20 protein-coding genes and 1 tRNA gene are annotated in these 22,885 nt (G+C 69.4%); 7 read left to right on the plus strand and 14 right to left on the minus strand.

The window, feature by feature from the left end; genetic code table 11:
* The first annotated feature begins 41 nt into the window (after positions 1-41).
* The 5 genes from ABT294_RS07640 to ABT294_RS07660 all read left to right on the plus strand — a co-directional run bounded on the left by ABT294_RS07640 (position 42) and on the right by ABT294_RS07660 (position 4,795).
* Positions 42-1,466, plus strand: coding sequence for an FtsK/SpoIIIE domain-containing protein (locus ABT294_RS07640; RefSeq protein WP_350804272.1), 1,425 nt, complete (start codon positions 42-44; stop codon positions 1,464-1,466).
* Positions 1,463-1,618: a hypothetical protein gene (locus tag ABT294_RS07645; protein WP_350804273.1), complete on the plus strand. Its 156-nt coding sequence runs from the start codon at positions 1,463-1,465 to the stop codon at positions 1,616-1,618. The genes ABT294_RS07640 and ABT294_RS07645 overlap by 4 nt, the downstream gene beginning before the upstream one ends.
* Positions 1,615-3,231 carry a replication initiator gene (locus ABT294_RS07650; RefSeq protein ID WP_350804274.1) on the plus strand — a complete coding sequence of 539 codons (1,617 nt, stop codon included), beginning with the start codon at positions 1,615-1,617 and terminating at the stop codon, positions 3,229-3,231. Before ABT294_RS07645 ends, ABT294_RS07650 begins: the two co-directional genes overlap by 4 nt.
* Positions 3,228-3,419 carry a helix-turn-helix transcriptional regulator gene (locus ABT294_RS07655; RefSeq protein WP_350804275.1) on the plus strand — a complete coding sequence of 64 codons (192 nt, stop codon included), beginning with the start codon at positions 3,228-3,230 and terminating at the stop codon, positions 3,417-3,419. The genes ABT294_RS07650 and ABT294_RS07655 overlap by 4 nt, the downstream gene beginning before the upstream one ends.
* 68 nt (positions 3,420-3,487) lie before the next feature.
* The gene (locus ABT294_RS07660; protein ID WP_350804276.1) at positions 3,488-4,795 is read left to right on the plus strand and encodes a tyrosine-type recombinase/integrase; all 1,308 of its coding nucleotides are present in this window, start codon (positions 3,488-3,490) and stop codon (positions 4,793-4,795) included.
* Positions 4,796-5,030: 235 nt separating this feature from the next.
* On the opposite strand, the gene ABT294_RS07665 is transcribed toward ABT294_RS07660, so the two are convergent.
* Positions 5,031-5,115, minus strand: a tRNA-Tyr gene (locus tag ABT294_RS07665).
* A gap of 780 nt (positions 5,116-5,895) precedes the next feature.
* Between ABT294_RS07665 and ABT294_RS07670 the strand changes: the two genes are divergently transcribed.
* Positions 5,896-6,396 carry a YajQ family cyclic di-GMP-binding protein gene (locus ABT294_RS07670; RefSeq protein ID WP_350804277.1) on the plus strand — a complete coding sequence of 167 codons (501 nt, stop codon included), beginning with the start codon at positions 5,896-5,898 and terminating at the stop codon, positions 6,394-6,396.
* 89 nt (positions 6,397-6,485) lie between these two features.
* On the opposite strand, the gene ABT294_RS07675 is transcribed toward ABT294_RS07670, so the two are convergent.
* From ABT294_RS07675 to ABT294_RS07695, 5 genes are all read right to left on the minus strand, one after another.
* The gene (locus ABT294_RS07675; RefSeq protein WP_350804278.1) at positions 6,486-7,115 is read right to left on the minus strand and encodes a response regulator; all 630 of its coding nucleotides are present in this window, start codon (positions 7,113-7,115) and stop codon (positions 6,486-6,488) included.
* Positions 7,116-7,130: 15 nt separating this feature from the next.
* A complete protein-coding gene (locus ABT294_RS07680; RefSeq protein WP_350804279.1) occupies positions 7,131-8,360 on the minus strand; it encodes a histidine kinase in 1,230 nt (409 codons plus the stop codon).
* Complete coding sequence (locus tag ABT294_RS07685; RefSeq protein WP_350804280.1) at positions 8,354-9,076, minus strand: ABC transporter permease; 723 nt, start codon at positions 9,074-9,076, stop codon at positions 8,354-8,356. The genes ABT294_RS07680 and ABT294_RS07685 overlap by 7 nt, the downstream gene beginning before the upstream one ends.
* Positions 9,073-9,789, minus strand: a complete 717-nt coding sequence (locus ABT294_RS07690) for an ABC transporter ATP-binding protein (protein WP_350804282.1) — start codon at positions 9,787-9,789, stop codon at positions 9,073-9,075. Before ABT294_RS07690 ends, ABT294_RS07685 begins: the two co-directional genes overlap by 4 nt.
* Positions 9,790-9,854: 65 nt before the next feature.
* Positions 9,855-10,670, minus strand: a complete 816-nt coding sequence (locus ABT294_RS07695; RefSeq protein WP_350804283.1) for a glycerophosphodiester phosphodiesterase — start codon at positions 10,668-10,670, stop codon at positions 9,855-9,857.
* A gap of 139 nt (positions 10,671-10,809) precedes the next feature.
* On the opposite strand from ABT294_RS07695, the gene ABT294_RS07700 reads away from it, so the two are divergent.
* A complete protein-coding gene (locus ABT294_RS07700) occupies positions 10,810-11,274 on the plus strand; it encodes an NUDIX hydrolase (protein WP_350804586.1) in 465 nt (154 codons plus the stop codon).
* Here the strand turns inward: ABT294_RS07700 and ABT294_RS07705 are convergent.
* From ABT294_RS07705 to ABT294_RS07740, 8 genes are all read right to left on the minus strand, one after another.
* Complete coding sequence (locus tag ABT294_RS07705) at positions 11,249-12,736, minus strand: hypothetical protein (protein ID WP_350804284.1); 1,488 nt, start codon at positions 12,734-12,736, stop codon at positions 11,249-11,251. The genes ABT294_RS07700 and ABT294_RS07705 overlap by 26 nt on opposite strands.
* Positions 12,737-13,124: 388 nt before the next feature.
* Entirely contained in the window at positions 13,125-13,976 is an 852-nt protein-coding gene (gene htpX, locus ABT294_RS07710) for a zinc metalloprotease HtpX (protein WP_350804285.1), read from the minus strand.
* Positions 13,977-14,465: 489 nt separating this feature from the next.
* A complete protein-coding gene (locus tag ABT294_RS07715) occupies positions 14,466-16,112 on the minus strand; it encodes an NADH-quinone oxidoreductase subunit N (protein ID WP_350804286.1) in 1,647 nt (548 codons plus the stop codon).
* On the minus strand, positions 16,109-18,058 hold the full coding sequence (locus ABT294_RS07720; RefSeq protein WP_350804288.1) for an NADH-quinone oxidoreductase subunit M: 1,950 nt from the start codon (positions 18,056-18,058) through the stop codon (positions 16,109-16,111). The genes ABT294_RS07715 and ABT294_RS07720 overlap by 4 nt, the downstream gene beginning before the upstream one ends.
* A complete protein-coding gene (locus tag ABT294_RS07725) occupies positions 18,055-20,034 on the minus strand; it encodes an NADH-quinone oxidoreductase subunit 5 family protein (protein ID WP_350804289.1) in 1,980 nt (659 codons plus the stop codon). The genes ABT294_RS07720 and ABT294_RS07725 overlap by 4 nt, the downstream gene beginning before the upstream one ends.
* Entirely contained in the window at positions 20,031-20,570 is a 540-nt protein-coding gene (gene nuoK / locus ABT294_RS50820; RefSeq protein ID WP_502911983.1) for an NADH-quinone oxidoreductase subunit NuoK, read from the minus strand. Before nuoK ends, ABT294_RS07725 begins: the two co-directional genes overlap by 4 nt.
* A complete protein-coding gene (locus ABT294_RS07735; RefSeq protein WP_350804290.1) occupies positions 20,570-21,133 on the minus strand; it encodes an NADH-quinone oxidoreductase subunit J family protein in 564 nt (187 codons plus the stop codon). The genes nuoK and ABT294_RS07735 overlap by 1 nt, the downstream gene beginning before the upstream one ends.
* Positions 21,130-22,869: a 4Fe-4S binding protein gene (locus ABT294_RS07740; RefSeq protein WP_350804291.1), complete on the minus strand. Its 1,740-nt coding sequence runs from the start codon at positions 22,867-22,869 to the stop codon at positions 21,130-21,132. The genes ABT294_RS07735 and ABT294_RS07740 overlap by 4 nt, the downstream gene beginning before the upstream one ends.
* Positions 22,870-22,885 lie beyond the last annotated feature (16 nt).

Below are 22,885 nucleotides of genomic sequence, written 5' to 3' on the forward strand. Positions count from 1 at the left end.
CGGTTCTCCCACGACTCCACATCACGAGAGGCATCAAGCTTATGTTCCGCAGGCTTCCTGGTGACGAGGCGCGCAATCTCGTCTCCACCACCCCCGACACGGCCGTCGTCTTCCGCCCGGCCGTCGTCAAGACCCCGGCCATCGTCACGGTCGTCATCTTCGCCTGGCGCATGCTCGCGGGGTTGGTGCGGCTGATCTGGCGGCACCCCATCGCCATCGTGGTCCTTGCGGTGCCGTCCGTGCTGTGCTGGCTGTACGGCTGGCAGACCGCGCTGCTCCTCGTCTCGCCCGTCCCGGCAGGGCTCATCACCTGGGCCATCGTCGATCGCACCTCGTTCGCCCAGCTGGTTGGCTGGCGGTTGCTGGCCTGGTGGCGGCTCATCTTCATCTACCGCCGTCACTGGCAACCCGTCATGATCGTCTCCGGGCTCGGCCGACACCTGCGCGGCCGTGACTACCTGCCCCGCCTCGGCAAGGTCACCTGCAACCCGTGGGCGGACACCGTCACCGTGCGCATGCTCGATGGGCAAGCGGTCAAGGACTGGTCCGACCGCATCGACCACCTAGCGCACGGTTTCGGCGCGCCCTCCTGCCGCGTCTCCATCGTCAAAGCCGGTCGGCTCGCCCTGACCTTTCCCCGACGCGACCCCTTGGCCACGCCGTTGCCAGCGATCCCGATCCCACCAGAGCCGACCGTGGGACCCGTCGAGATCGGCATCCAGGAGGACGGCAGGCCGTGGCTGCTGAAGATCCACGGCACGCACGTCCTGGTGGCCGGTGCCACCGGAGCGGGCAAGGGCTCGATCATCTGGTCCACCATCCGCGCCCTCATCCCGGCCGTGCGGGCGGGACTGGTCGAGCTCTGGGCGCTGGACCCCAAGCTCATGGAACTGTCCTTCGGCCGCGCCCTGTTCGGCTCCCGGTACGCGGCCACGCCGGAAGAGTGCGCCGACCTGCTCGAACAGGCTGTCAAGGTCATGCAGGAGCGGGCCGCCCGCTTCGGCGGCGTCCAACGCTCCCACACGCCCACCGTCGAGGATCCGTTCAGCCTGGTGATCGTCGATGAGGTCGCGTTCCTGACCGCCTACCAGGCCGACAAGGACCTCCGGCGGCGCGTCTCCGCCGCGCTGGCCACGCTCACCACTCAGGGACGCGCGGTCGGAGTCGGGGTCATGGCGGCACTCCAGGACCCCCGCAAGGAGGTCATGAACATCCGCAACCTGTTCCCCGACAAGATCGCCCTCCGGCTGGACGAGTCCGAGCAGGTGGACATGGTGCTCGGCGACGGTGCACGCGACCGGGGAGCGCTGGCCGATCGGATCTCCCCGAACCCCGAGCTGGGCGCGGGCATCGGCTACGTCCGGCTGGAGACCTCACCCGACCCGATCCGGGTCCGGGCCGCCTACGTCTCCGACGCCGACATCCGCGCCATGGTCGCCACCTTCACCGGAGGTGAGAGCCGATGACGCCGGCCTACTTCCTCGACGGGCTGCGCTGCTCGTTCTGCCGCACCCTGAACGCGCTGTGGCTCGACCCGGCCCGCGCTCTGGTCGAGTGCCGCGAATGCGGCCAGCGCGCGCTCATCGTCACCGACGCCGACGACGGGAGGACTGCATGACCCATCGCTCCCTGCCCCGGGCCGTGCGGCAGGCCATGCCCCTGGCTCGTGAGGTGGCCGAAGAGGTCGCCAAGCAGTACGGCGTGTGCATCCGGCCCGTCCCGCTCAAGCGGCTCGACACCCACACCGGAGCCTGGGAGATCGTCGATGTCCCGTGCGGGGCCACTCTGGAAGCCAAGTGTCCGCCGTGTGCCAAGCGCAACCGGCAGCTCCGCATGGCGCAGTGCCGGGAGGGCTGGCACCTCGACCACGAACCCACCGTCACACCGGACGAACCCACCGACGAACAACGCTGGCTGATCGAGTTCCGCGCCGACCTCCAAGCCCATCGTGACCAAGCCGCCGCCCTCGGCGAGGACACCTCCGACTGGGACGCCGCCATCGAGGGCGTCGACGCCGAGATCAACGAGGCGAGCATGCGCGGCAACGTGCTCGGCCGGACCGTCCCCAAGCGCAACCGCTCCACCCGGCGGCGGCAGGACGCCCCCGACCTGCCCAAGCGCAAGATGACGGCCACCACGCTGGGCCGGACCTTCACCAGCTCGGACGGCAACGTCTACCGGCCCTCCCTGTTCGTCACGCTCACCCTGCCGTCCTACGGCAAGATCCGTGATGGGGTGCCCGTCGATCCAGAGACCTACGACTACGCGGCGGCGGCTCGGGATGCGCTGCACTTCTCCAAGCTGGTGGATCGGTTCGTGCAGAACCTGCGCCGCGTGGCGGGCTACGACGTGCAGTACTTCGCCACGGTAGAGCCTCAGAAGCGACTCGCCCCGCACCTGCACATGGCCATCCGGGGCACCCTCCCGCGCGCGGAGGTCAAGCAGATCGCGGCGGCCACCTACCACCAAGTGTGGTGGCCCTCGACCGACCGCGTCGTCTTCGACGGTGACCATCTGCCGGTCTGGGAAGAGGGCGTCGGCTACCTCAACCCGGCTACGGGAGAGGTCCTGCCGACCTGGGACGAGGCGCTTGACCAGCTCGACACCGACCAGGCGGCCGAACCCCTGCACGTGCTGCGCTTCGGCGCCCAGGTCGATGTCCAAGGCGTGCTGGCAGGTACTCCGGACGCCGACCAGTGCATCCGGTATCTGTCCAAGTACCTGACCAAATCCCTCGGTGACAGCCTCGACCCCGACGACCCCGCGCAACGCCAGCATGCCGGACGGCTGGCTGAGGCCCTGCGCTGGGAACCCTGCTCACCCACCTGCGCAAACTGGCTGCGCTACGGCATCCAGCCCAAGGGCGCCAAACCCGGGATGGCTCCCGGCCAGTGCCGGGGCAAGGCCCACAAGCCCGACCACCTCGGCTACGCAGGACGCCGCGTCCTCGTCTCCCGCAAGTGGTCCAACAAGACTCTCGCCGAGCACAAGCAGGACCGCCGCACCTGGGTCCTGGAAGCCCTCGGACAGACCGATCAGCCACCACCTGACCCCCACCGCTACGTCTGGAAGCCCGTCCCGGCCGGAGACGCCAACGTGGCACCTCTGGCAGTCCGCCTCCTGCGCACGGTGGCCGAACGCCAACGCTGGCGCGCTCACATGGCCCAACTCCAAGCCCAAGCAGACGGACAAGATCTTTCGGCAACTGAGCAGACGGGGAGGGCGGCATGAGCAGGCGAGACGAACTGCTCACCGTCGCCCAGGTCCTCGACGAACTGGGCGGAGTCTCCCGCCGCACCTTCTACCGCTGGCGCGAGATCGGCAAGGCACCAGAGGGCATCCGCCTGCCCAACGGCGAACTCCGCTTCTACCGCAGCGACCTTGACGCCTGGCTCGAATCCCTCCGGAGTGCAGCATGACGACCTCATACGACGTGAAGTTCTGGGAGATCCGGCGGAACAAGTCCAGCAAGTCACCCTCCTACGAGGTGCGCTGGAAGGTCGACGGCCGGCAGAAGTCCAAGACCTACAAGACCAAGGCTCTCGGCGAGAGCTTCCTGACTGACCTGCGGCAGGCCGCGAGACGGGGAGAGGCGTTCGACCTGGAGACGGGTCTCCCTCAATCGATGATCAAGGCCAAGGACGCGCGGACAGTCCTCGACTTCGTGAAGGCGTATGTCGAGGCGCGCTGGCCACACGCGGCTGCCAAGAGCCGTGACAGCATGTCCGATGCCCTGGCTACGGCTCTCCCGGCACTGACGACGAACAAGGCAGGGCGGCCGGACGCTGCCCTCCTCCGTCTTGCCCTGCGCCAGTACGTTCTCCTGCCCGAAGACAAGCGGCCCGCGATGCCCGCCGACATTGCGCGGGCCGTCCGCTGGCTGGAGGCGGCCTCTCTCACCATGGATGACCTCAACGAGACCAAGGCCGTCCGCCCGGCCCTGGACGCCCTCACGCTACGCCTCGACGGCAAGAAGGCCGGCGCCAACACGATCAAGCGAAAGCGTGCCATCCTGCACCACGTCTTCGAGTACGCGGTAGAGCTGGAAGAGCTGCCTTCCAACCCGCTGCACCGCATCAAGTGGAAGCTCCCGAAGACCACCGAAACAGTGGACCCACGAGTTGTGGTCAACCCCGGCCAGGCTCGCGAACTGCTCGTTGCGCTCACCTACGTCGGCAAGCGCCAGCGTGCCGGAAAGGGCCGGGGACAGCGGCTGATGGCCATGTTCGCCTGCATGTACTTCGCCGCACTCCGGCCCGGTGAGGCGGTCAGTCTCCGTGAGCAGGACTGCCACCTCCCGACGGAAGGCTGGGGACGACTCACGCTCGACGGCTCGCGCCCTGAGGTGAACCGCCGATGGACCGACACAGGGGATGCTCACGAGCTGCGCGGTCTCAAGCCTCGAGGCGAGGATGACGTCCGCCGGATCCCGATCCCTCCAGAACTGGTCAAGATCCTTCGGCAATACATCGAAGAGTTCGGCGTCGCCCCCGATGGGCGGCTGTTTCGTAGTGAACGCGGCGGTGTCGTCGGCTCGACGGCTTACACCGAGGTCTGGCAGGAGGCCCGCGCCCTGGCTCTCAGCCCCGCCCAGGTCACCTCACCGCTCGCCCGGCGACCGTACGACCTCCGGCACGCGGCCGTCTCACTCTGGCTCAATGGCGGCGTACCAGCTCCGGAGGTGGCGGCCCGTGCCGGTCACGGGGTGGATGTGCTGCTACGTGTCTATGCCAAGTGCATCGACGGTCAGGAGGAGATCGTCAACCAGCGGATCACGGACGTTCTCACCGCATGAGGTCACGGACAACGCTTCTCGAAGGGCTCCGGCTTCCCCGGGGCCTTTCGGCATTGCAGGGCCGCGTCATCCCGCGCATATTCCGGATCATGGGCGTCTACCTGGGGAAACGCGGCGTGATCCATCCCGTGTATATCCCGTGACCAGCGACAAACGGCCGCTCAGGGCTGCATCTGGCTGCACACCCCTGAAATGCAGAAGAGGCCCCGTAGGGCCTCTGACCTGCTGTTACTGCTGGTGGCAGGTGCAAGGTTCGAACTTGCGTAGGCTGAGCCGACGGTTTTACAGACCGCTCCCTTTGGCCACTCGGGCAACCTGCCGTGTCTTCCGCGCTGCGGCGACACACAGAAGAATAGCGGACTTCCGGCGTACACGTGACACCAGTTTGTCCCGGGCCCGATCATGCTCGACGGCTTCCCCGGAGCATCAGCCGTCTCACGAGTGCTCGCCCGTCCCACTCGAAGGACGCCGCGTCGTTGACCGAGGCGAACGGTTCGTCCGGTTCGGGGACCGCCGCGGAAAGGGCAGAGCGGCCCCAGACCTGGCCGACTTCGAAGATCCGGCGGAACCCTCGCTTTGCCCCCTTCGACGTGCCTGGTGAAGGTCTTGCGGGCGTGTGTCCGTTGGCGCGAGTTCCGATGATCTGGAGCCGGTGCCAAGGAGGGTCGAGATGCCGCGGGCCAGGGGCGAACCCCTGCGGATGGTCGCGTCGACCGACGTTGCGGGCCCCGCACGGTCAGGGTCTTCGTCGGCGAGGTCGCGCCAGCACGTGGCGCCCGGCCAGTCGACGGACGAGGTGTACCCGGGCAGGACGGTTCATAGGCGTCGAGCCAACGGTGGACGAGGCTGGGACGTTCGAAGATCTCGGTCACGTGGCGGCACGGCCCGAAACCGAGCCGCTCGGGGGCGGCTTTCAGGGGTGTTTCGAGGGTGGCCTTCAGGGAAACCTGGCCACTCGCGTGATCCCTAACATTCCGGGCGATAACGCTGATCCAGCGGCATCCGAGCCAGAGCAAGGGTCAGGACACGCCTCCCGTTCTGCACGGGTGGGCCGATGCTGGCTAGGCTCACCGCCTAGAGCTTTCGCAGCAGCTGAGAGGATGTGCGTTTTGGCCGATTCATCTTTCGACATCGTCAGCAAGATCGACCGCCAGGAGGTGGACAACGCGCTGAACCAGACGGTCAAGGAGATCGGGCACCGCTTCGACTTCAAGGGCACCGGCGCGAGCGTCAGCTGGTCCGGGCAGGCCGGTATCGAGATCAAGGCCAACAGCGAGGAGCGGGCGAACGCCGTACTCGACGTGTTCAAGGACAAGATCGTCAAGCGGGGGCTCTCGCTGAAGGTCCTGGACGCGGGCGAGCCCAAGCTGTCCGGCAAGGAGTACCGGATGCTGATCACCCTCAAGGAGGGCATCGACCAGGAGAACGCCAAGAAGCTCTCGAAGCTGATCCGCGACGAGGGGCCCAAGGGTGTCAAGGCGCAGATCCAGGGCGAGGAACTGCGGGTCAGCTCGAAGAAGAAGGACGATCTCCAGGACGTCATCACCCTGCTCAAGGGCAAGGACCTGGACATCGCGCTGCAGTTCGTGAACTACCGCTAGGCCCTTGGAGATCGCGGGGGGCGCAACCGGGGCACACGGCAGGCACGCTGTCCACGAGGGCACGCGTCTTCTCCTGTGCCTCGGGCCACTCACCAAGAACCGGTGGCCGGCCTGAGCAGTCCGGTCTCGTATGCGGCCGCGACCGCGGCCGCCCGGTCCTTGACCTCGAGTTTGGCGAAGATGTGCAGCAGATGCGTCTTCACCGTCGCCTCGGTGATGAACAGTTTCGCGGCGACCTCGCGATTGGTCGCGCCGCGGGCGATGAGCCCGAGCACCTCGAGTTCCCGGCGGCTCAGCGTCTGCTGTTCCGGCGTGCGCGCCTTGTGCGTCAGCACACCGGCCACGGACGGGGACAGCACCGTCTCGCCGCGGGCCGCCGCCTGCACGGCGCGGCGTAGTTCCGCGCGCGGGGTGTCCTTGAGCAGATAGCCGGTGGCCCCCTGCTCGATCGCGGGCAGGACGTCGGCGTCGTTGTCGAAGGTGGTCAGGACCAGCACGCGAATGCCGGGCGTCTGCTCGCGCAGCCGGCGGATGACCTCTGCGCCGCTCATCTTCGGCATCCGCAGGTCCATGAGGACGACGTCCGGGGTGGTCCGCAGGGCCAGGACGAGTGCTTCGGGCCCGTCGGCCGCTTCGCCGACGACCTCGAAGGCGTCGTCGTCGGCGAAGATCCCGCGCAGCCCATCGCGGACGACTGGGTGGTCATCCACGATGATCATACGAATCGGCATGGGTCACGATCCCGAGTCCGAGACGGCGGGGATGGCAGGGACGGTAGCAGAGATCCCCGTCCCCTGGCCGGGGGCCGTCTCGATCTCGAAGTTCCCGGCCAGCCGGATGACTCGCTGGCGCATCGCGACCAGTCCGAAGCCGCCCGCGTCCGAGGAGCGCGCCGCCTCAGGGCTGAAGCCGGATCCGTCGTCGCGTACGTCCAGGACCACGACGTCCTCCATGTACGACAGGGTGAGGCCGACCCGGGTGGCCGAGGCGTGCTTGCCGACGTTGGCGAGCGCCTCCTGCGCCACCCGCAGCAGGGTGATCTCCACCTCCGCGTGCAGCGGACGGGAGTCGCCGGTGATCGTCACAGAGGCGGGGACGCCGGTGGTCCGCGTCCATTTCCCGGCGATGTCGTGCAGGGCGGTGGCGAGTTGGGCCTCGTCCAGCGGCGCGGGACGCAACGCCTGAACGGATCGCCGGGCTTCGTTCAGGCTCTCTCTGGCCAGGGTGCGCACGGTGTTCAGGCGCGAGCGGGTGGCTGGGACGTCGTCGATCGTGCTGTCGGCGGCTTCGAGCTGGGTGAGGATGGCGGTCAGCCCCTGCGCGATGGTGTCGTGGATCTCCCTGGCCATCCGCTGCCGCTCCCCGAGCACGCCGGCCTCGCGGGCGCTGGTCAGCAACTGAGCCTGCAGGTTCGCGTTCTCCTCAGCGAGCGCGGCCAGCTTGGCGCCGGCCTCCTGCAACTGCGCGATCATCACCTTGCGGTTCTCGTTCTGGTCGCGGATGGCCTGGCCGACCATGCCGATCGCCGAGGCGACCAGCAGCGCGACGAGGAAGGAGAAGAGCATCTGGCTCGGAGTCCGTCCCTGATCGGGGCGGGCGACGACCAGCACAGCGGCCGTCGCAGCCACCCCTGCGTACGCCCACCACCCGCGAATCAGGGTGAAGGACTGGACGAACATCCCCAGGGCCGTCACCGTGAACAAGGTGTCGATGCTCATCAGCGCCCCGATGAGGCCGAGCTCCACGACGAAGTAGCTGATCAGCGCCAACGGTCTCCCGATCCAGCCGGGGTGCGCCGTGACCATGAACCAGTGCCAGGCTCCGGCCAGCAGCGCCAGGGCCAGCGCGTCCAGCCTCCAGTCCCGCAGCAGGGCGAAGACCGTAGGAAGCAGGATGAAGAGGTACGGCAGGGCGGGCCAGACACGATCCCAGCGCGAGGCGGCGGGGTCGCCGGTGGCTACCACCGGAAGGCCCTGAGGGCGACGCCGCCGGCGACGACGGTGATCGCGACCATGACGCCCAGGGTAATCGGGGACATCGCGGCGCCGGTCCAGCCGTCGCGGATCGCCTGGACGGCAGGAGCCATGGGGGTCAGGTCTCCGATGGCACGCATCGAGCCGGACATGGTCTCGCGGGGGATGATGGCGCCGGAGAGGAAGCCCATCGGAAAGAACAGGGCCAGCCCGATCACGGTCGCGGTGCGACCGCTGGGGACGAGCGCGCCCACGAGGAGGCCGATGGCGCTGAGGCTCAGCGCGCTGAGGACCCACGCCAGGAGGACGCTCCCCGCGTTCGCGGGCGCCGTCAGCCCGTAGGCGGCCAGGCCGATGACGATCAACAGCACCGTCCCGAGCGCGGCCAGCAGCATGTGAGCGGCCCACTGGGCGCCGAACAGCATGGTGGACGAGGCGGGTGTGGCACGCAGCCGCTTCAGCACCCGGCGTTCTCTGTATCCGGCCAGGGTGGCGGGGAGGACGACCAGTCCGGCCAGGCCGATGACGAAGATGCTCAGCATCGGCACCGTGGCGTCGATGGCCGGCAGCCCGCCCGGCAGGGGTTTGCCGCTGCGCATCTTGACCCACAGCATGATCGCCGGGAAGGCCAGGGCGAAGAACGCCGACATCGGATCACGCATGATCAGTTTGAGCTCGACCGCGATGACGCTCGTGATGCCTTTCATGCCACGTCCCTTCCGGTCAGCGCGAAGTACGCGCCCTCCAGCGAATCGGCTTGCCCCTTCGCGATCAGCTCTCTCGGGCTGCCCTCGGCGATGACGCGGCCCTGGTCGATGATCGCGATGCGGTCGCACAGCGCCTCGGCCTCGTCCATGAAGTGGGTGACCAGCACGACGGTGATTCCGCGCTCGCGCATGTCGCGGATCAGACCCCAGGTCGTACGGCGGGCGGAGGGGTCCAGGCCCGTGGTGAGCTCGTCGAGGAAGACGACCTCCGGATTGCCGACCAGGGCCAGGGCGATGAACAGCCGCTGCTTCCAGCCGCCGGACAGGCTGGCGAAGCTGGCGCGCTGCTTGTCGGTCAGGCCCCACTCGTCCATGAGCGCCCGCCAGTCGGCGGGCCTGTCGTAGAAGGAGGCGTACATCCGCAATGCCTCGCTGACCTTGATCGCGTCGGGCAGGGCCGCCTCCTGCAACTGGGCGCCGATGTGCTGCAGCAGCTCGCGCCGGTTGGTCTGCGGGTCCAGACCCAGCACCCGCAGGGTGCCGCTGTCCGGCCGCCGTAACCCCGACGCGCACTCCACGACCGTGGTCTTACCCGCTCCGTTGGGTCCGGCGATTCCGAAGATCTCGCCTCGTTCCACCCTCAGGGAGACACCGTCTACCGCCTTGCCGGCTTTGTAGCTCTTGCGAAGGCCGTCGATCTCGATGACTGTCATGCATCGAGAATCTCCGGCGGGCGCCGTCTTCGAAATCCACCGATCGGTTGATGGGGACGGCCCTGCTAAACCAGCACCTTCGTCTCGGATCGGCACACGTCCGGCTTGTTGGTGATGATGCCGTCCACCCGGTAGGAGACCAGGCGGCGGATGGTGCCGGGGGTGTTCGCCGTCCAGGTGAAGACCTCCATGTCCTGGTCATGAACGCGTCGGACGTAGTCCGCGGTGAGGTTCTCGTAGGGCGGGTTGATCTTCTTCGCGAACTTCGCCAGCTTCGGCAGGTCCGCGACGGCCGGGGTGCCCAGCAGGCCGACCGGCACCTGGGGCATGACCTGGTGGAACGTGCGCATGGAGTCCCAGCTGAAGGACTGCACGACGACCCGTCCGAGCCACGAGGGGTGGCGGCGCAGCTCGGCGGCCACACGCGTCTCGATGCCCGGATAGAGCTGCGGCGCCTTGATCTCCAGCAGCAGGTCGAGGCCCTCTCCGTCCATGGCGTGCAGCGCGTCCGCGAGCGTCGGCACGCGCTCGCGCCGGTACTCGGACGCGTACCACGATCCGGCGTCCAGCCTGCGGACCTCGGCGAGCGTGAAGTCGCCCACGTTCCAGGGCGCCCGGCCCGGGAAGATCTTCTCGACGTCGGTGGTACGGGCCAGCGTGGTGTCGTGCATCAGGACCAGCTGGTGGTCCTTGGTCTCCTGGACGTCGGTCTCGAACATGTCAGCGTGCTGGTCGCGTGCCATCTCGAAGGCGGCGACGGTGTTCTCGGGCGCGTACGCGGACGCGCCGCGGTGCGCGACGACGCTGATCGCGCCGGTGCCGCCGCCATGGGTGATCGCTGCCGCGGCAGCCACGAAAGCGAGGCCGAGTCGCCAGATCATGGGGTCTCCTCAGGCTTGGTGAGGGGCCTACGGCTCGAACCTGACAACCTGTCATGACGCGCGGTCGATGGCAGAGTAACCCAGAGATGCCTGGCAGATGAGCATTTCATCGGACGACGCGTAAGCTCGGCCGGTGACAATGATCCCTTTGCGGCGTTTTACGGCACGTGCCCTGCCCATCGACGAGCAGGGCCGGGTGCTCCTGCTGCACGGCTTCGATCCCGCCAGACCCGACGAGCCGTTCTGGTTCACGATCGGCGGCGCGCTGGAGGACGGCGAGACGCTCCAGCAGGCCGCCGCCCGCGAACTGCACGAGGAGGTCGGCATCAAGGCGGACGCGAACGACTTCACCGGACCGTACGGGACGAACACCATCGAGTTCACCTTCGCCCAGTACGCCATCACCCAGGATCAGACGTTCTACGCGATCCGCGTCGACGACCCCACCGTCTCGTTCGCCAACATGGAGGGCATCGAGCAGGAGACCACCCTGGGCCACCGCTGGTGGAGCGCCGAAGACCTCGAAGCCACCGGCGAGACCTACTTTCCGGAGAACCTCCCGGCCATCCTGCGCGAGATCACGACGGGCGCAGCACCCGAGTAGCCCCCGCGACGAGCGCCGTCGCCAGGATCCAGCCCGCGACGATCAGGACGTACGCCAGCCCCTGCGTCCAGCCCGCCGGGTCGAACAGCTCTCGCTGCCCGAAGGCGGGAATCGGGAGCAGCAAGTCGAAGGTGTAGGCGAACGAGTCGAAAACCGGGCTTTCCGCGGGCTTGAGCGGGCGGGGCGGGTTCAGGCCGAACGCCACGGTCCCGACCACGAGCAGCAGCGCGAACCAGATCGCGGCCAGCCAGGGACGGTATCCGTACCCGACGGTGACGTCCAGCAGCCACCCCCACACGCGCTGCCCCTGCCCGTGCGTCTGCCGCCTGGCGCGGAGCTTCGCGAGCTGGGTGCGGCGGGCGAGCGCGTCGTTGCCGTCCCTGAGGTACCAGGCCGCGAGCTGCTCGTACGGCTGCGGCCTGAAGCCCTCGGGGTCCCGGCTCACCCACTCGATCCGGCGGCCGACGCCGCCCCCGCGCAGCCGGTCGTAGGTCAGGCCGTTCAGCCTCAGCTTCGCGGGCCAGGTGTCGGGGAGGTCGAGCACGGTTCCGGCGCGCGTGTGCGCCAGCGTGACCACGCCGTCGACCGGCGCTGCCGGGGTGAGCTCCAGTTCGCGGACGTCCATGTGGCTCGCGTAGAGCGCGTACGGCGTGTCAGGGCTGTGGACGGTGCCGCCGAGGGTGAACGTCCCGTTGATCCTGGCGCCGCGCAACCGCAGGCATCCCACGGCCGAGAAGCCGTCGGTGCACTCCACCGTGTCCTCGACGACCATGTTGTCGGCGAACAGGGCGTTCTTGCCCGGGTTGCGGAGGGTTGTGCCCCGCATGTACAGACCGCCGTTCAGCCGGGAGCCGACCAGGTTGACGCCGCCGGTTAAGTCGGCGTTGCGGAGGTACGTCCCGGAATCGACCACCATCGTGTTCGCGTAGAGGGCCCAGTCGTCGTCGCCGGTGACCTTGGTGCCGCCCAGCCAGAGCCCGCTCTCGAACTGGGCGCGGGCCACCCGGATCGTCCCCTCGACGATCGAGCCCGACAGGCTGAGGTGCCCGGCGGTCCGCATGCCGCCGCCGCTGAAGCCCGGCAGGTGGCAGTCGGTCAGCCGGACGGTCCGGGTCGTGGACCCGGCGAGATCAACCGGTTCGTCCAGATGGCAGCCGCTCAGCACCAGCTCGTACGGCACATCACCGCCCCGGATCATCAGCTGGCCGGTAATCCGCGCGCCGTGTAACCGGACAGCCGGGACGGAACCGGCACCCGCGTCGCGAGCGCCGAGCAGCAGCCCCGCGATCACGCTCGCCCGGATCGTGCGCTCCGGCCCCCAGGTGTCGCCGTCGGTGGGCGCGTTCTGCCCCGCCACGCACCCGCGACCGATCGTGAGCGGCGCCAGCGCCACCGTCTGTCCAGTGGGAAAGGTATTCCACAGCTCGCGCTCGGCGTCGGTCAGCCGCGAAGATCGCCCCATGTGACGATTGTTGCGGTGGTTGACGGGCTTTCCAACCGTGTCAGTCGGAGAACTCAACGCCGTTCAGGCGGCGGCGGTTCACCTCGAGGCGGTTGAAAATGGCCCCCGGACGACGTTCTGCCGCTCGGCGCTGAGGTGGCAGGGCGGTGTCGGTCAGTACGAGGCGCTCCTCCCCTGATACCGGCTCAACGATCCACCTCCCGTCGGGCCGTGGCCGTCGCCTGCGCCCCAGATCAGGCGCTCCTCGTAGGTCGGGTGAACACCGGCGACGCCGTGCTCGGGTGAGAGGGCGAGGAGGGTGCAGTACACGCACTCGCCACACCCTGACGTGAACACGATCGCCCTCCGCCGGCCGAGAGCTCCGCACTGGTGGAGGACTGGCTGAGGGTCAGCGGCGGTAGCCGGCCATGCGCTCGAGCCGGGCGACCCGCTCCGAGGTGGGCGGGTGGGACGAGAACAGCCGGCCGAAGCCCGAGCCGCTGAACGGGTTGGCGATCATCATGTGGGACGCGGAGGTCAGGCGGCTGTTCTCGGGGAGCGGAAGCCGCCGAGCACCCATCTCGATCTTGCGCAGCGCCGACGCCAGTGCCAGGGGGTCGCCCGTCAGTCTGGCCCCGGACTCGTCCGCCTGGTATTCGCGCGTCCTGGAGATCGCGAGCTGGACCATCCCGGCGGCCACCGGCCCCAGCACCATCATCAGCAGCGCCCCGAGGAACCCGGGCCCCTCGTCGTCGTCGGAGCCACCGAAGAACACCGCCACGTAACTGAGCCAGGTGATCATCGTGGCCAGCGCCCCCGCCACGGACGAGATGAGAATGTCGCGGTTGTACACATGCGACAGCTCATGCCCGATCACCCCGCGCAGCTCACGCTCGTCGAGCAGCTGGGTCAACCCGTACGTCACGCAGACCGCCGCCTGGCGCGGGCTCCGTCCGGTGGCGAACGCGTTCGGCTGGACGGTGGGCGACAGGTACAGCCGGGGCATCGGCTGGCGAGCCTGGGTGGAGAGCTCGCGCACGATCCGGTAGAGGGTCGGCTGCTCGACCTCGCTGACGGGCCTCGCCCGCATGGCCGACAGTGCGATCCGGTCGGAGAAGAAGTAGGCGACGCCGTTGCCCGCCAGAGCGAGCAGGAACGCGATCTGCACCCCGGTTCCGCCGCCCAACCACGCGCCCACCACGAGAATCAACGCAGACAGGCCCCCCAACAGGACGGCGGTGCGCAGACCGTTGTGGTGCATGGTTCCCCCCTTCGTGATCCGGGTCCACCTCCTCCAACGAGGGAACACCGCTCCAACGTTCCCCGCCGCAACCATCCAATGGCACAGAGCCACCCATCCCCCGTCCACCCCGAACACCACCCGCATAGCCCTGTGCCAAAGGCCACCCCACACCGGCCAAACCCCACCACCCGCCGAAAGACAGCCCCTGCTACCGGGCTAAAGCCCACCCCCTGGCCTCAACGCCAGCTGCACACCTCACCAAGCCCCCCGAACGATCCGCCCACAACGGATCAAAGACGCGCCCCCGCTCACACCCAGACCGAAACCCTCGCCCCCAACGCCGCCCACACCCCGGAACGCCCCTCCCCCGACGAACCAAGCCCCGGCCCAAGCCCACCCCAGACCAAAGATCCCAGGCCCCAACGCCGCCCCCGCACATCCCACGAGAAGGCCCGGCCTCACGCCAGATCGAGGACTCGGCCCCGGCGCGTCGAGGGCGCTGCGCGCTCAGCCGGAGGCGGAAAGCGACGTCATGCTGAGCACCAGTTGCGGCGCGACCGAGAACAGGACCGCGACTGCCACGGCGAGCCCGACGGCGATCCAGGTGGCGGGCAGCGCGCGGCGAGCTCCACGCGCCGCCCCGTCGGGTGTGAACAGTCGCGCGGTCCACACGACGTAGTAGTAGAGCCCGATCACGGTGTTGACCGCCATGACCACCGCCAACCACCCGGCCCCACCGTGAACGATCTCCCGGAAGACCACGACCTTGGCGAACAGCCCTGCGAGCCCAGGCGGCAACCCGGCCAGACAGATCAGGCAGAAAGCCAGCGCCAGCGCCGCCACCGGGCTCCGGAAGGCCAGCCCACGGTAGTCGTCGAGCTCGTTGCGTGGCACCGTCCGGGACACCAGCATGACCACGGCGAACGCTCCGAGGTTCATCGCAGCGTAGATCACCAGATAGGCGAGGGAGGCCCCGACGGCCCCTGCCACCGGCAACGCACCACCGACACCGACTCCCCCGGCACCGGCTGCTCCGGCACTGGCTGCTCCCGCCGCCCCTCCTGCGGCGGCGACCGCGAGCGGCGCCAGGATGTAACCCGACTGGGCGACCGACGACCAGGCCAGCAGGCGGACGGCCGAGCGTTGACGCATGGCGAGCAGGTTGCCCGCCGTCATCGTGAGCGCCGCGACGATCGCGACCACGGGGGTCCAGGTGGACGCCTGGCTGGCCAGCGTGGCGACCAGGATGAGGATGAGCCCGGCGAACCCGGCCGCCTTCGAGATGACCGAGAGCAGGGCGGCGACCGGGATGGGAGCGCCCTGGTAGACGTCCGCCGCCCAGGAGTGGAACGGCACTGCGGCGATCTTGAAGCCGAAGCCCGCCAGCACCAGGACGACCCCGACCGTGACCACCATCGGCAGCCCGCCAGAGAGCTCCAGTGTGGACGAGCCCCCACCGGGCACGGTGACCTTACCGCTGAGCACCTCCGCGAGCCGGGCCAGGAAGACACTTCCACCCACGCCGTACAGCAGGGACACGCCGAACAGCATGATGGCCGTCGACACGACCGACACGAGGAAGAGCTTGACGGCGGCCTCGGAGGATCGTCCGTCGTACCGTTTCAACCCGGTCAGGGCGAAGACCGGGAGCGAGACCAGTTCGAGCGCCACCACGAGCATGATCAGGTCGCGGGAGGCGGGCAGGGTGACCGCGCCGACGAGCGTACAGAGCAGCAGGAAGTACCACTCGCCGACCGGGATGCGACCGCCTGCCAGTTCGGTCATCGACAGCAGCACCACCACGACGGCGGCGACGAGGATCAGCCCGGCGAAGACCAGCGTGAACTGGTCGACCACGAAGGAGCACAGGCCATGACCGCCTGACGCCGCCGCACCGGACGTACCCGCCCCTACCGAGACGGCCCCGGCGAGTTCGCGGGGGACGCAGAAGGTCGCCAGCGCCCCGCCCCCGCGTACGGCCTGCGCCACCACCAGGCCGAGCGAGACCAGCACCCCGGCGAGCGTGACCAGCCCGAGGGAGATCCTGGTCGCCGGCCGGGCGGGCAGGAACGCGTCGAGCAGCAGCACCAGGCCGGCCACCACCGCGAGGACCAGCGGCACCGCGATCACGAAGTAGTCGATCTGCTGGATCATGAGATCGCTCCCAGCAAGGTCTGCACGGCCGGCGTGGTGAGCGAGAGCAGGAGCTTCGGCCAGAGCCCGAACAGCAGGATCAGCACGATCAGCGGCACCCAGGCGACCAGCTCATATCCGCGAATGTCCGGCAGAGCCGTGCCGCCCCCCACAGGCAGCCGACCGCCCCGGCCGCCAGCCGAGGAGACAGCGTCGGGCTCGGGCTGCGTCCCCCCTCCGACAGACTCCTCGGACGCACGCTCTTCCGGCGCGAGTCCCGACCCGGCCGCACGCTCTTCCGGCGCGAGTCCCCGCTCGGACGCATGCTCTTCCGGCGGGTGTTCCAGCTCGGACGGTCGTCCTTCGCGCCCGGCCGAGTCCTCGCGCCCGGCTGAATCCTCGCGCCCGGCTGAGTCCTCGGGCGTCAGTGGCCGCTCGTCGGGGGCCTTCGGGCCGGGCCGACCCGCATCCGGCGGCCCCCCGCCGGGCAGTCGGGCGCTGACGCCGAGGTCGTCACGGTCGGCGGCGGCGCTGGCGGGAGATCCAGGCGACCGTCCGCCCGCTACAGCGGGGATCAGCGAGGCGGCTGCCGGAAGGCCGTGCGTGACGCGGGAGAGCATCACCAGGAAGTACGCGGCCGTCAGAACCGCGCCGAGCCCGCCGATGACCATGAAGGTGAGGAACAGCCCGCGTGGCAGCCCGTCACCGGGCTGGAAGGCGCCGAGGAGGGCCAGCATCTCCCCCCAGAACCCCGCCAGCCCCGGCAGCCCGAGCGAGGCGATGGCGGCGAACGTGAGAACCGAGCCCAGGTGCGGAAGGGTCGCCAGCATGCCGCCGCCCAGCGAGCGCATGTCGGCCGTGTGGTAGCGGTCCTTGACCGCCCCGGCGAGGAAGAACAGCAGGCCCGTGATCAGGCCGTGGGCGACGTTGGCGAACAGGGCGCCGTTCACGCCGACCGTGGTGAGCGTGGCGAAGCCGAGCAGGACGAAGCCCATGTGCCCGACCGACGAGTAGGCGATCATCCGTTTGAGGTCGCGCTGGGCCAGGCAGGCCAGCGCGCCGTAGACGATGCCGACCACGGCGAACGCCCCCAGCCACGGCGCCACCGACTCGGCGCCCTCGGGCAGAACGGGGATGGCGATCCTGGCGAACCCGTACGTCCCCATTTTCAGCAGGACCCCGGCCAGCAGCACCGACCCGACGGTCGGGGCCTCGGTATGCGCGTCAGGGAGCCAGGTGTGCAGCGGCCACATCGGTGTCTTGACCGCCAGCCCCGCCCCGACGGCCACGAACGCGAGCACCTGCACGGCCCTGGACATGCCGGTGCCGTGCGCCCGGCCGAGCGCGAGCACGTCGAGTGTGCCGGTCTGGGACCAGATGAGCAGCAGGCCGAGCAGCATCACGACCGAGCCGAGCAGCGTGTAGAGGATGAACTTGATCGCGGCGCTGCGCCGCCCCGCCCCGCCCCAGATCGCGATCAGGAAGTACATCGGAATGAGGACGATCTCGAAGAACACGAAGAACAACAGCAGGTCGAGGGCGAGGAAGGTGCCGAGCATCCCCACCTCGAGCACGAGCAGCGTGAACACCAGCGCTCTCGGCCGGGCACCGCCGGGACGCGGGTGCAGGAGCTGACCGGGGGCGTGCCCTCCGCGCCAGCTCAGGTAGGCGAAGCAGAGGAAGGTCAGCAGCGCCGTCAGCGCGACCAGTGGCAGCGAGATGCCGTCGATGCCCAGGTGGAAGTGGATGCCGAGCCCCGGGATCCACTCGTGGTCCGTGTCGAACTGCGGTTGCGCGGCCCGTCCGTAGTCGAACGTGGCCACCAGCGCCACGGCGATCGCCAGGGTCACGCCGGACACGGCCAGCCCGAAACCCGGCAGGATCGGACGGACCGTTTTCGGCGCCACCACGAGGAGCAGCGCGCCCAGCAGCGGGACGGCCAGCAACGCGACCGGCAGCCAGTTCACCTGAACACCACCGCCCCCACCGCGATCAAGAGGACTCCGGCCAGCACGCCGCTGATGTACAGCTGGACGTTGCCGTTCTGGGCGAGCCGCAGCACCCCCGACAGCCCGCGCACGGACCGGCCCGAACCGCGCACGGCTCCGTCGACCACCGCGTCGTCGGTTCTGACGACGATTCGGGCCAGGGCCAGAATCGGGCGGACGAACACGGCGGCGTAGAGGGTGTCGACGTAGAACGCGCGCTCGCACGGCGCCAGGAACGGCCCCAGCAGCCGGGCGGGGTCGCGCACCGGGTCGCTGCGCCAGAACGCGTAGACGACGCCGCCGCCGAGCAGCGCGAGCGCCACGCTGACGACCGCGACGGACGCCTCGACGTGCAGGCCACCGGCGAACCCGAGCAGCAGGGACGGAACCGTGAGCAGCACAACCGGCACCATCATCGTCGGCGGCGCCTCGCGGACATCGATCACGTGAGCCGTGCCCGGCTCCGGTTCCGGCAGAGCGAGAGCGCGCGCGTCGCCGAAGAACGTACGCAGCCAGGCCCGCGTCGCATAAGCCCCGGTGACGGCGACGGTCGCGAGCGCGCAGCCGTACAGGAGGAGGGCGGCGGCGTCTGTGAGACCGCCGCCGGCGAGCGCCCGGTCCATGGCGAGGAGCAGGCCGTCCTTGCTGAAGAAGCCGCTGGCGGGAGGGAGGCCCATGAGCGCGGCGAAACCCACCGTCATCGCGACGAACGTGATCGGCAACGACCGGCGCAACCCGCCCATCTGGCTCATCAGGTTGGACCCGACGTGGTGGATCACCACCCCCGCGCACAGGAACAGCAGCGCCTTGAACGCGCCGTGGGTGATCAGATGGAAGATCGCGGCCCTGTCGGATCCGGCGGCCAGACCGCCGGCCATGTAGGCGAGCTGGCTGATCGTGGAGTACGCGAGGACCCGTTTCAGGTCGTCCTGGGCGAGCGCGGCCAGGGCGGAACCGAGCATGCCGAGCGCCGCGATGACGGCGAGCAGGTCGAGCGTGGGACGGGCGGCGAGGAACGCGGGGAAGAGCCTGGCCACGATGAAGATCCCGGCGGCCACCATGGTGGCGGCGTGGATGAGCGCGCTGATCGGCGTGGGACCCGCCATCGCGTCGGGCAACCAGGTGTGCAGCGGCACCTGGGCGCTCTTGCCCGCGACCCCGGCGAGCAGCAGCATCGTGGCGGCCACCAGCGTGCCAGAGGACATCTCCGGCACCTTCGCCAGCACGTCCGGGATGCGGAAGCTGCCTGCCGAGATGCCGAGCACGAAGATGCCGAACAGGAAGCCGACGTCGCCCAGCCGCGTGACGAGGAACGCCTTGATCGCGGCCCGGGAGTTGGCCTTGTCCTCCCACCAGTGGCCGATGAGGAGGTAGGAGCACAGGCCCATGACCTCCCAGCCCACGTAGAGGACCAGCAGGTCGCCCGCGTAGACGACGAGCAGCATCGCGCTGGTGAAGAGGCTGACGAACGCGCTGTAGGACGGATAGCGCGGATCGTCGCTCAGGTAGCCGACCGAGTACACCTGCACGGCGAGCGCCACCAGCGTGACCAGCACGCCGAGGAGGCCGGAAAGGCCGCCGGCCTGGAGTGTGAGCGAGATGGGGATGCCGCCGGTCTCGATCGTCCCGTAGGTATGGGTGACGTCCGCCGCCGGAGAGCCGTCGAGGAACGCGAAGCCCGGCCCCCAGGCCAGCCAGAGCGCCAGCACCCCGGAGACCGCCGTCGGCAGGACCGCGATCCAGGCCGCCCGCGCGTCCGCGGCCCTGCGCTCCACGCCGTCCGCCACGCCCGCGTGCCCGGTCGCGCCCGATGCGTCCGCACTTTCAGAACCCGCGCCAGGGGGGATCCCCTCGCCGATGCGAGGAGCGTGCCCGTGAGGCCGGCGGGACAGCAGCAGGCCCGCGAAGGCAGCCACGAAAGGCAGGAGCACGGCCAGCAACGGGAGATTCGTCATTGCCTGCCCCCTCGCCTGACGTGACGCCCGTCGCCACGCCCGGAACCATCAGCCGCCCCGTCTGCTCCCTGCTCGCCGGAGTCGGCCCGTCCTTCCCCTGGCCCCGCCGGGCCGTTGATCCCTGCACCCGAATCGGCGGCAGGCTCATCTTCGGACCCCGCCTGGCCGGTGAGGCCGGTGGCGCCCCAGCCGGTCTCGGACGGGTCGTCGCCGCTCTCCCCCTGGTACGCGGGTTCGGCGAGGGCGCGGAGGTGGTCGATGTCGACGGTTCTGCGGTTGCGGAAGAGCGCCAGGACGATGGCCAGGCCCAGGCCCACCTCGGCGGCGGCGATCACGATGATGAACAGCGTGAGCACCTGACCGCTGTGCAGCCGGTCGCCCAGCCACACGTCGAAGGCGACCAGATTGAGGTTGACGGCGTTGAGCATGAGCTCGACCGACATCAGCACGAGGATCGTGTTGCGCCGCGCGAGCACGCCGTAGACGCCGACGGAGAAGAGCAGCGCGGAGACGACCGCCGGGTAGACGATGTGCACTAATGACCCCCGGTCTGATCTGAAGGCGAACCGCCGGGTATGTCGGTGCGGGACAGAACGATGGCGCCGACCAGGGCCGCCAGCAGGAGGACCGACAGCGCCTCGAACGGCAGCACCCAGGTGCTGAACACGCTGGCGCCGAGCTCCTTCGCGGCGCCCTGGCCGGGTTTGAGCGGCGCGTACGCCGTGCGGAAACCGTCGACGACCACCGTGACCAGGACGGCCGCCGTCGCCACCGCCACCAGAGCGGCGACCCACCGGTTGCCGCTGTTGAGATCCGCGGAGCGGCCGATCGGCGCGCGGGTGAGCATGATGCCGAACAGCAGCAGGACGACCACGGCGCCCACGTAGATCAACACCTGCACCCATGCCACGAACTCGGCCGTGAGCACCAGGTAGCTCCCGGCGAGTGCGCCGAAGGAGACCACGAGCCAGAGGGCGGCGTGGACGAGTTGTCTTGTCGTGACGACGAGCAGCGCCGATCCGACCGCTACCGCGCCCAGCAGCAAGAAGACGACCTCTTGCCCGGTGGGTGACAGGTAGGAGGGCACCGCCTCGGTCACGACTCCTCCTCGGACTCCCTTGTCTCGTCAGGGCCGAGCCGCCCAGGTGGACGGATGGACCGGGGATCGGCCATCCTGCGCCTACGCGGGCTCGCGCCAGAAGTCTGCCCCTCCGGCCTGGGCCTCAACGGAGGCTCGCCCGAGGTTGTGGACAACCCTTCCTCGGGTCGCCCTCCTGTGGACAACCGCTCGTCCCGCCCTGTGGACGACCGCTCGCCACCACCCCCGTGTCCTGTGGACGACGGCTCGCCCTTGCTCTCACTGCCTGTGGAAAACTCCTCGCCCGCGTCTGTCCCTGTGGATGAAGGGGCCCCTACGGCGGAAGAGCCGGTGTCCGGCACTTCCCCGGACGGCCTGCCGGTGCCTGCGGCCTGTCCGCCTTCCTCCTGCGACTTCGTGGAGGACGTGCCCGCGCCGCGCTCGTCCACAGGTGGATTACCGGGTGGCGTGGACGGTTCAGCCTGCTTCGACTCCGTCCGGGAGCGCTCTGTGGATTCACCCGCGGGACGGGACGGCAACGCGCCAGGCGGGCGGATGTTGCGCACGTTCGCCATCGACCGGCGCGGGCGCCCAGGCCTTCCCGCTGATGGGGCGCCCGTTTCGGACACGTCGCCCGAGGAACTCGAGGCCTCACCTGTCACGGCGTCCGGGGTCACGGAGGTCCCCGACGCACCTGTGGAAGTCTCCGAGGTGCCGGCGGAGGTGCCGCCGACGGCGGAGTTCTCTGGCCCGGGACGGCCTCCTGCGTCCGCCGGACGTTCGGAAGCCGCGACGTCGCCGGGTTCCGGCAGGCCGCCGGGCGTCGTCCGTCCGCCGGGGGCGGGGCCCTCAACAGCGACGGGCGCGCCGCCAGACGGTTCGCCGACAGCAGGCGGCCGGTCGGCTCCCCCAGCGGGAGGACCCGGGACATCTCCACCGGCACCGGCCGCCAGACCCGCAGCCTCCGCACCGGCATCAGCCGTCCGGCCTGCAGCCTCTCGGCGAGCATCAGCCGTCCGACCTGCGGCTCCTACGCGAGCATCGCCCTTCTGGTCTGCGGCCTCTCCGCGAGCATCGCCCACCCGACCTGCGGCCTCTCCGCGAGTGTCCGCAGTTCGGCCTGTGGACTCTTCACCGGTAGCGGCCGCCTCTCCGGCGGTGGCACGGCTCGGTGGCTCGCCACGGGCGCCCGGCGGGCCGCTCGGGGCCGGTCCGGTCGCGCGAGGCGAGGCCGCCGCACCCTCGCCCGATCGAGGCGGGCGGCGGGACGTGGCCGCGAGCTCCTTGGGAGGTTCGGCGCCGGGATCGTGGGCGGGCGGCGGGGGGACGGTTTCCACCCAGCTCGCCAGCTTGTCCTTCTCGTGCAGAAGGTCGCGGATGTCACCTTCGGCGTACTCGAACTCCGGAGACCAGAAGAGCGCGTCGAACGGGCAGACCTCGATGCAGATGCCGCAGTACATGCAGAGCGAGAAGTCGATGGCGAACCGGTCGAGGACGTTGCGCTGCCGTGGACGGCCGCCCTCAGGCGCCGGGATGGTCTCCTTGTGCGAATCGATGTAGATGCACCAATCGGGGCACTCTCGCGCACACAGCATGCAAGAGGTGCAGTTCTCCTCAACCAGCGCGATAACGCCGCGGCTACGGGGCGGGAGGGGAGGTTTGACCTCGGGGTACTGCTGCGTCACCGATTTGCGCAGCATGTGGCGAAGGGTGATAGACAACCCTTTCGCCAGTCCCACTCCTGGGATCCTTCCCATACTTCAATATCATGGC

Origin of the sequence: Nonomuraea sp. NPDC000554 (genome assembly GCF_040300065.1) — a bacterium.
Lineage (GTDB): Bacteria > Actinomycetota > Actinomycetes > Streptosporangiales > Streptosporangiaceae > Nonomuraea.